The sequence below is a fragment of the Cupriavidus neocaledonicus genome (assembly GCF_000372525.1).
GTDB lineage: Bacteria > Pseudomonadota > Gammaproteobacteria > Burkholderiales > Burkholderiaceae > Cupriavidus > Cupriavidus neocaledonicus.
This window is the reverse complement of sequence record NZ_AQUR01000038.1, coordinates 1-6,787: the sequence shown is the minus strand read 5'-3', so window position 1 is coordinate 6,787 and position 6,787 is coordinate 1. Positions and strand designations below refer to the sequence as shown.

Here is a 6,787-nt window from a genome sequence, read left to right as displayed (position 1 = left end):
GCCTACCACCTCGTGCGCATGCGCTCGCTGGGACAAATCCGTCCGCAGTTGCAGTAATCGCGCTAATGAGGCCGGAATGGGCGCCAAAACGCGGAAAAAGCCGAGGCAGTGACGTCCGGCTTCCGGATTGTGAAAAACAGCGCTCCCCGCCTTGCGGGGAAAAACTCATCGCTAGCGCGATGAGTACTTCAGCAGCCTGCTAGGTGTAGTCGCGAATCTCTTTGAGATTCTTGCAGCTAGCATCTGGCGCTGCTCGCTTACTGGGGATGGAAGAATGTCGGCATCGCTCTCCATAGCTTGAGAGAGTCTCGCCTTAAATTCAGGGTTGTTACTACCCAAGGGTGAGGCGCCGCTGCAAGATGACATGTCAAGATAGATCTTGCCATCGATATCCTCCGCCATCGAGCCCCAGGCGGATTTAAAAATGATGGAAGAGCGGATTTCGCGCTCCCATTCAGCCAAATGGCCAGTGGATCCAGAACAGGACATTTAGTTTTCCTTTTCGGCGAGTGACAGCGCCATTCGTTTTGCGTTGGCCATTATGGTATGCGTGGGATGGCTATTTCCGGCGAAATTCATAACGGAGCCATCCATAACATAGATGTTCGTTAGCCCGTGAATCTTGCCGCAGTGATCCACGACTGATGTCTTTGGAAAAGAACCCGCACGCATGGTGCCGTGTAGATGTGAACTGCCTTTGCCTCGCGAGAAAGGCATTCGTTCGATACAGGATGCGCCTAAGCGGCGGAGAGTGTCTTCAGCCCGGTTGGCGAGAAAACTGATTCGTGCCCTATCATTTTCTGAGTTTTTATACGCTATACGGATGTAAGGAATGCCGTGTGGGTCGATGGCGCTGTCAAGCATTACACGGTTGTGTGACCATGGTTCCTCACCAGCGATATAGTGAAGTCGCACGCGACCGATGTTTTCCCCTGGCGAATCCAAATTTGCCTCGTAGATTAACCCCCCAAATCTGCATGGCACGCCAGGGTGCTCATAGAAGTCGTCCGTATACACAGTCGCATGCGGGCCCCAATGCGCAGGAAGCGCGGCTGGATTCTTCACGTAGCCAACGGAGTACCCGCTTATCTTGAATGAGAGGCCGCGCCCTACGAGGTCAGAATCATTTCCAATGCCTGTAGGTGCATGTCGGCTCTTCGAGCGAAGCATTAAAGCCGCCGACTGAATTGCATTTGCACACACAATGACCGCTTTAACGGGGATACGAATCCGCTGCGAGGAAAGCGGCACATAGCACTCAAGGGCTTCTGCGTGGCAGTCGCTTCGGAGCTCGATCGAATTGACAAAGCATCCGTACAGCACCGAAATCGATCCTGGGAAAGCGGAATCGTCTAAAACACTCTTAGCTAGGATGTTGGCCTTTGCATTCGTAGGGCAGACTAGGTGGTTGCAAGAGGAGCATTCAATGCATCCATTGGTGGTTTTGGGTGGCCGGATCGCCAGCGGAACACTCTTTGGCGTGATTCCAAGTTCTCGCATCGCATTGGATATAAGTAGACCTCTTTGGCTTGCTGGATAGGGCTGAAATCCGTACGTACCGCTAATCTCTAAGAGACTTTCGATTTCGGAATAAAAAGGTTCGAGGTCCAGAAGTGAAATGGGCCAATCTATCTCCATGTCAGTCCTAAGGTATTGGGATGCCGAGAGATCTGCTTGACGGTATCTGAACATGATAGCGTTGTAAAATTGCATTCCTCCCCCAACGGCACATGCTGTCCATGGATTTCCATCGGCGCGACCGTGTGGAGATGTTCGTGCCTTACTATAGGTTGCTTGGTTGGGGGCGTATAGCGCACCTGGGGATACCAAGGCTCCATATTCGAGGAGGGCTACGTGGAAACCTTTTTCCGCAAGTGTTCGGGCAGCAATTGAGCCTGAAGCGCCTGAGCCTACGATAACAACATCGAAGCTTGTGTAATCGCGAGATGCGGTCGCCGCAATGTGTTTGATGTCTGTCATGTGCAATTCTGTCCTTTTTGGGAAGGGATGTTAGCGCGGGCCAGTCGCCGTTGCGCGCGACAGACCTAAGCAATTCTTTGGTACGTTCCACGTAGTGTGGGATGGCAATGCCTGCCAATTTGGTGGCCGGGTGGCGATAGCTAACGTGGAAGCCATCATGAGTGCGTATGAACCAAAAGAACACCTCATCAGGATCAGTGCAGCGGCTACGGAAGACGGCAGTTCCCCAGGTGTTCCAATTGCTCGCACCAGGCGTATGGCGAAGGTCCATGTACGACACCATGAAAGGGTCGCGCAGGGGCTGGCCGAGGAGTTCGGCCACACGGGGCAGCGGAATTCGCGCGATATTCCTCAAGCCGTCTAGCCCTGCTACGGCCGAACGCACCACCTCACCGAAAGAGTCTGTTTGCTTGATGGAGAAGGCCACGGGCCCCATACCAACATACCATCCTATGGAAAATTGGAAGTGCTCCGTCTGTGTATTGACGGGTACCATGGTACGGAATACGTTCGAACTGCAGATTTCTTGGCCCGCTTTGGCAAGGCAGGCTAGCAACCCAGCAAACGAGTTGCCCTCAAGTGTGCGGCAGACTCGACTGAAGGAGAGTGCGTCAGATGCGTTGAGAAGTTCTGTGTATCCGCTTGGCTGATCGGCGGGGCTTTCGGTCGCCTCGCTTACTGAGGCAGGGAACTGAGGTAGCCGGCCGCCGCTCTCGCTGAGAAAGGTCCGCCAGCGCGCTATAGATTCGTGTTCAGCGTTCAACGCACCGGCGGCGCTCCGTTCAGCCTCTGCGAAATCCAAGTAGCTTGGCGGCCGTTCGGGAAGAATGGACGCAGCCGTCCTCTGTGAGGACGCGTGTGCTGACGCATACAGTAGTTGAATCTCATACGTAGTATGGAGAATGGAGTAGCAGTCCATTAGGGTGTGGTCTGCGGCGACATAGACGGTGGTTGCTTGTGGACGGCTCACTGTGGCCCAAAGATAGCTAGGCCAGCCTATAGCGAGAACCTCGCTGTCGAACAGATTCTCCAGATATCGTGACAATTTACGTCCATCTGTGAAGTCCGCAGCCGCACTGCGGCGGATTCTCACGGCATCGGCCGGTAGCGTCGTGCGAATAAATCGTTCGCCAGGCGGAAGCGGAAGGGCCACGATGAACTGGCTACGGAGGGCTTCGTGGCGGGTTACCCAGGCACGCAAAGCTTCGGTGAAAGCAACTGCATTGAATTCACCCGGGAGATCGAACATGCAGGCCAGCCAAGACGGCTGCAAGGGACCGTTGCCAGCTGTCTCAAGTGCATACGTGATGTGGGCTTCCTGGACGTAGGAGGGCAGCCGACCGTCGGCTGTCCAATTGGGATTGGACACATGCGGTGCGCAGGGCCGCCAAATGGTGAGGTGGCCCGGAGATAGGATGACCGATAGCATGTCGGCGAACTTCGTGATGAGGCCTGTGTTGGCCGCGAGAAGTAATGGAGGTAGCCGTTCTTAAGTGTCTGCCCCCACGAACTGCGGTGTACACACGGATTGCAGAGGGGATGCCCAGATCCACCCAGCGGCTCCGGCAATGAGGGCTCCGCTAAGCAGTAACGTCGCGCGGGCGCCGAGCCATGTTCCACAGGCGCCGCCTAACACGGCTCCGACTGGAGCAAGGGCCGCACTATGGTCCGGATGCTTGCGTTTACACGGCCGTGCAGTTGCGGCGGAGCCAAGGCGTAGCGGATTGGTGCCTGATGGACGCTGTAGACCTGCTTGCCGATCCACAATACAAATTGCGACAGTCCCAATGCAAGCCATCCTGGCACTTCGAGCAGCGGGGTTAGCATTGCGCCAACGGCACTGGTGAGGAGCGCTGCTATTAACACGCGACCCAAGCCTAACGTTCGAGCAAAAGGACGTGCAAGCAAAGTACCGATAACACTTCCGATTGCAGCGATGCCTGAGACGGTCCCGATCGTTGTGGCGTTCAGCCCTAAGCCCTCGGTTAGATACAGCAGAAAGACGGCGGAGTAGGCACTGTACCAAAATATGGGAGTACCGGTAGCAAAGGTGATTGCGCGGAGTTTGGGAGTACGTAACACGAATAGCGCGCCCTCTGCAGCTTCCGAGAGAACGCGTTCAAGGATGCTCCTAGTGTCGTAGTCACTTGTCATCGACGCGCTTGTTGTCGGCGCTATTATCACGTATGGGAGCAGCGCCGTCACCAGAAGGAACGACGCCGCATCTGCCAGTATCGCGATAGGTGCCGAAAGCGAATAGATCAACCAGCCTGCGAGCGGAGGACCAAGTACCAATGCCGCTGATTGTCCTAGTTCTATCCAGCTCTGAGCCTGTACAAGTTGTTGGGGCGGCACGACAGTTGGCACACATGCCAAAAAGGCCACGTCGGCAATCACCGTAAGCCCGCCCATCAGTGTAGCAACGGTGTAGAGATGGGGCATGCCGACGTAGCCGATAAGCAAAGCAGATACAGGTACTGTGGCCAACGTTAGCGCCATTATCCAATTTGCCGTAATCAGAAGGATTCGATGTGAGAATCGATCGGCGAAGACGCCGGCAAGCGGGCCTAGCGGAAGGTACGGGGCACGTCCACATGCAAGCAAGAAGCCTGTCTCGAGTGATCCTGCTTGGTGTAGTTGGATCGCGGTCAGAGGTAGGGCGATGAGCGTCACTTGGGCGCCGACGCGGGAAACCATCTGGCCTAGGAGAGATAGAAGCTGCCGGGCAAGCGTTGTCGTCGCGTTTGCGTTGCCACTGGAATCACTCCCTGCTCGAGAGAGTCGGCACGGACAGCGTGTAGACGAATTTCCTGCTAAGCGTTCGAACTGCTCAACCTCCTGAGGCGTGAGGTCGCGCACGTACCGCCCAATACATCTGGTGTATAGGGGTTGAGCAGCTGCGTCAGCTGAGGGATGGCCCCAGGGTTTGTCGAAAAGCGCGTGCTCGTGCTCTGCGTGATGCAGAACCCTCTCACTCCATCCCAAGCCCAGGTACTCCAGCATCCGTGCAGCTGTCTCACGCGGGGCGGTGACCAGATCCTCATATCGCACTTGGAGATAGCGACCACTGGGCGCACCCAAGTGTGCCTTGGTGACGACATTTATCCGGCCTTGGACCGCCTCGCCGATAGTCCGATGGTCCCACCCAGAAACCTTTTCATGGGATGCTGCCACGTCGCGGCCATCGCGAATGATGTGGATAAAATGTGCTTGCGGCCAAATGGCGGCATATTTGCAGAGGTTCTGGATCCGTCGCTGAAGCTTTAGACCCCATCGCTTCGCCCCGGTCTGTTGTCGCCGGAACTCGCCGATAGAGTCGATAAGCAGACAGCGATCCTCTAGTGTAGCCAGGACGGTTCCACGCTCCGCAATCACACGCGTCACCAATGTCTTTACGTCGTCTCGGTCCAAGGCCGAACGTTCACACTGCCAGACGAAGTGCACGCCCTCGAACCATTCAGGGTCGATGGCTTCCTTCGTCGTACCGATAACCCGTGGATCCCGACACGCCATCAAGGCGCATACTTCAAGGATATGTGAGCCAAGGTTGATTGGCTCCGTGAAATCGATTTCCGGACCTACGACCAAATCCGGATGCGCGTCGAGCAGAATGCTAAGCAAGGTTGTACCGGAGCGGTCTTCGCCCCCCAAAAGGACAGGGTCAGAACGTAGAGGGACTAAAGTGTGGTCTGGTGAGGAGTTAAACATGGGCCTGGAGGGCAAGAAAGAACATGGCGGCCCAACAATTAGCGCTGCTGTTCATTTGTCAAAACAGTGAGCACTGGGACCAATTGCGGCCGAGTCAACACCATTAGTGCAAGCGCTGTGCCTGGGAGCGGTTTAGAGCAAAACTACACTGCACGCTGGTATGGAGGCCCTTGCTTTCGTTCTGCGCGGTGCAAAGTGCTGTTGAAATTGTTGCAATTTGTCCCCTACTGAACATTGTCCATCTCGCAGGGCGGACTAAAGTTCCGCATCTAAAAATAGACAATTCTATTGCTTGCCTATAGCCCGAGAGTCAGCGGCACACGGGATTTTTATCGGAAGCCGAAGTTTCATGCTGCTAAACCGGTCCTGCGAAGCCGCCGCAGGAATGTATATGGAACGAGGTTACAAATGTCTTGCGCTATTCAGTGCGCTGGGGCTAGCTAGCGCCATGTTGTCCGAGGATCGGACATAGCGACCTGTGTACAGGTTGCCTCCCCACTGTGTGTTGATGTCTATCAATATGCAGCTTTTTTTGGCCGACTCCTGACTGGGCGTGGCATGTACTTTGCATATTCCGATCGAGATGTTTTTGATACTCGAGATGTTTTTGAAAAAACTGAATGCGTTGGTCAGAATGATCATCGATGGCAACATCATGGAGCACGTGTTACTCGGGGTGGTAGTGATTGTTCTTGCCGTCACCCTTGTTGTGCCTATGTGTAAGCCAAGGGGCGCGCGGGGTTCGTGCTTCCGTCTTCCGGGAGTGCCTCCAACCCAACCTCATTACACACTGGTGCTCTGCAGAAAGTCGTTTACGGTCAATGACATAGCGGGTGGGGTTGTAAACTCTTTCGGAATGTCGTTCACTCTTGCAATTTGGGCGGCACATGCAGCGAGAGGCNACGAGTTGGGCAGCGGCGGAATTCAAGGACATTGACTTGGGCGACCAGCGCCTGAACAAGCGGGCGGTGCTGCTAGCGGAGCGGCTCGCAGAGAAGCCGACGGCAAGCATACCCAGCGCATGCGGCGGCTGGGAGGAAACGGCTGCGGCGTACCGCTTCCTGGCTCAGGATGAACTGGACTGGCGCGATATTCTGGC

3 protein-coding genes and 1 pseudogene are annotated in these 6,787 nt (G+C 55.4%); 1 reads left to right on the top strand and 3 read right to left on the bottom strand.

What is annotated here, in order from left to right; all coding sequences use genetic code 11:
- Positions 1-489 precede the first annotated feature (489 nt).
- The 3 genes and pseudogenes from A3AG_RS32550 to A3AG_RS34410 all read right to left on the bottom strand — a co-directional run bounded on the left by A3AG_RS32550 (position 490) and on the right by A3AG_RS34410 (position 5,688).
- On the bottom strand, positions 490-1,980 hold the full coding sequence (locus A3AG_RS32550; protein ID WP_012354791.1) for a GMC oxidoreductase: 1,491 nt from the start codon (positions 1,978-1,980) through the stop codon (positions 490-492).
- Positions 1,981-2,299: 319 nt separating this feature from the next.
- A pseudogene (locus A3AG_RS34415) lies at positions 2,300-3,229 on the bottom strand (condensation domain-containing protein); the annotation flags it as partial.
- 380 nt (positions 3,230-3,609) lie between these two features.
- The gene (locus tag A3AG_RS34410; RefSeq protein WP_012354789.1) at positions 3,610-5,688 is read right to left on the bottom strand and encodes an MFS transporter; all 2,079 of its coding nucleotides are present in this window, start codon (positions 5,686-5,688) and stop codon (positions 3,610-3,612) included.
- Between the two features lie 887 nt (positions 5,689-6,575).
- On the opposite strand from A3AG_RS34410, the gene A3AG_RS31015 reads away from it, so the two are divergent.
- Positions 6,576-6,787, top strand: a 212-nt coding sequence (locus A3AG_RS31015) for an IS4/Tn5 family transposase DNA-binding protein (RefSeq protein WP_035847494.1), incomplete at its 3' end; no start/stop codon positions are given.

Excerpts from the sequence above, each read along its gene's own strand:
- A3AG_RS32550 (WP_012354791.1), bottom strand. The coding sequence starts at position 1,980 with ATGACAGACATCAAACACATTGCGGCGACCGCATCTCGCGATTACACA.
- A3AG_RS34410 (WP_012354789.1), bottom strand. The coding sequence starts at position 5,688 with ATGTTTAACTCCTCACCAGACCACACTTTAGTCCCTCTACGTTCTGAC.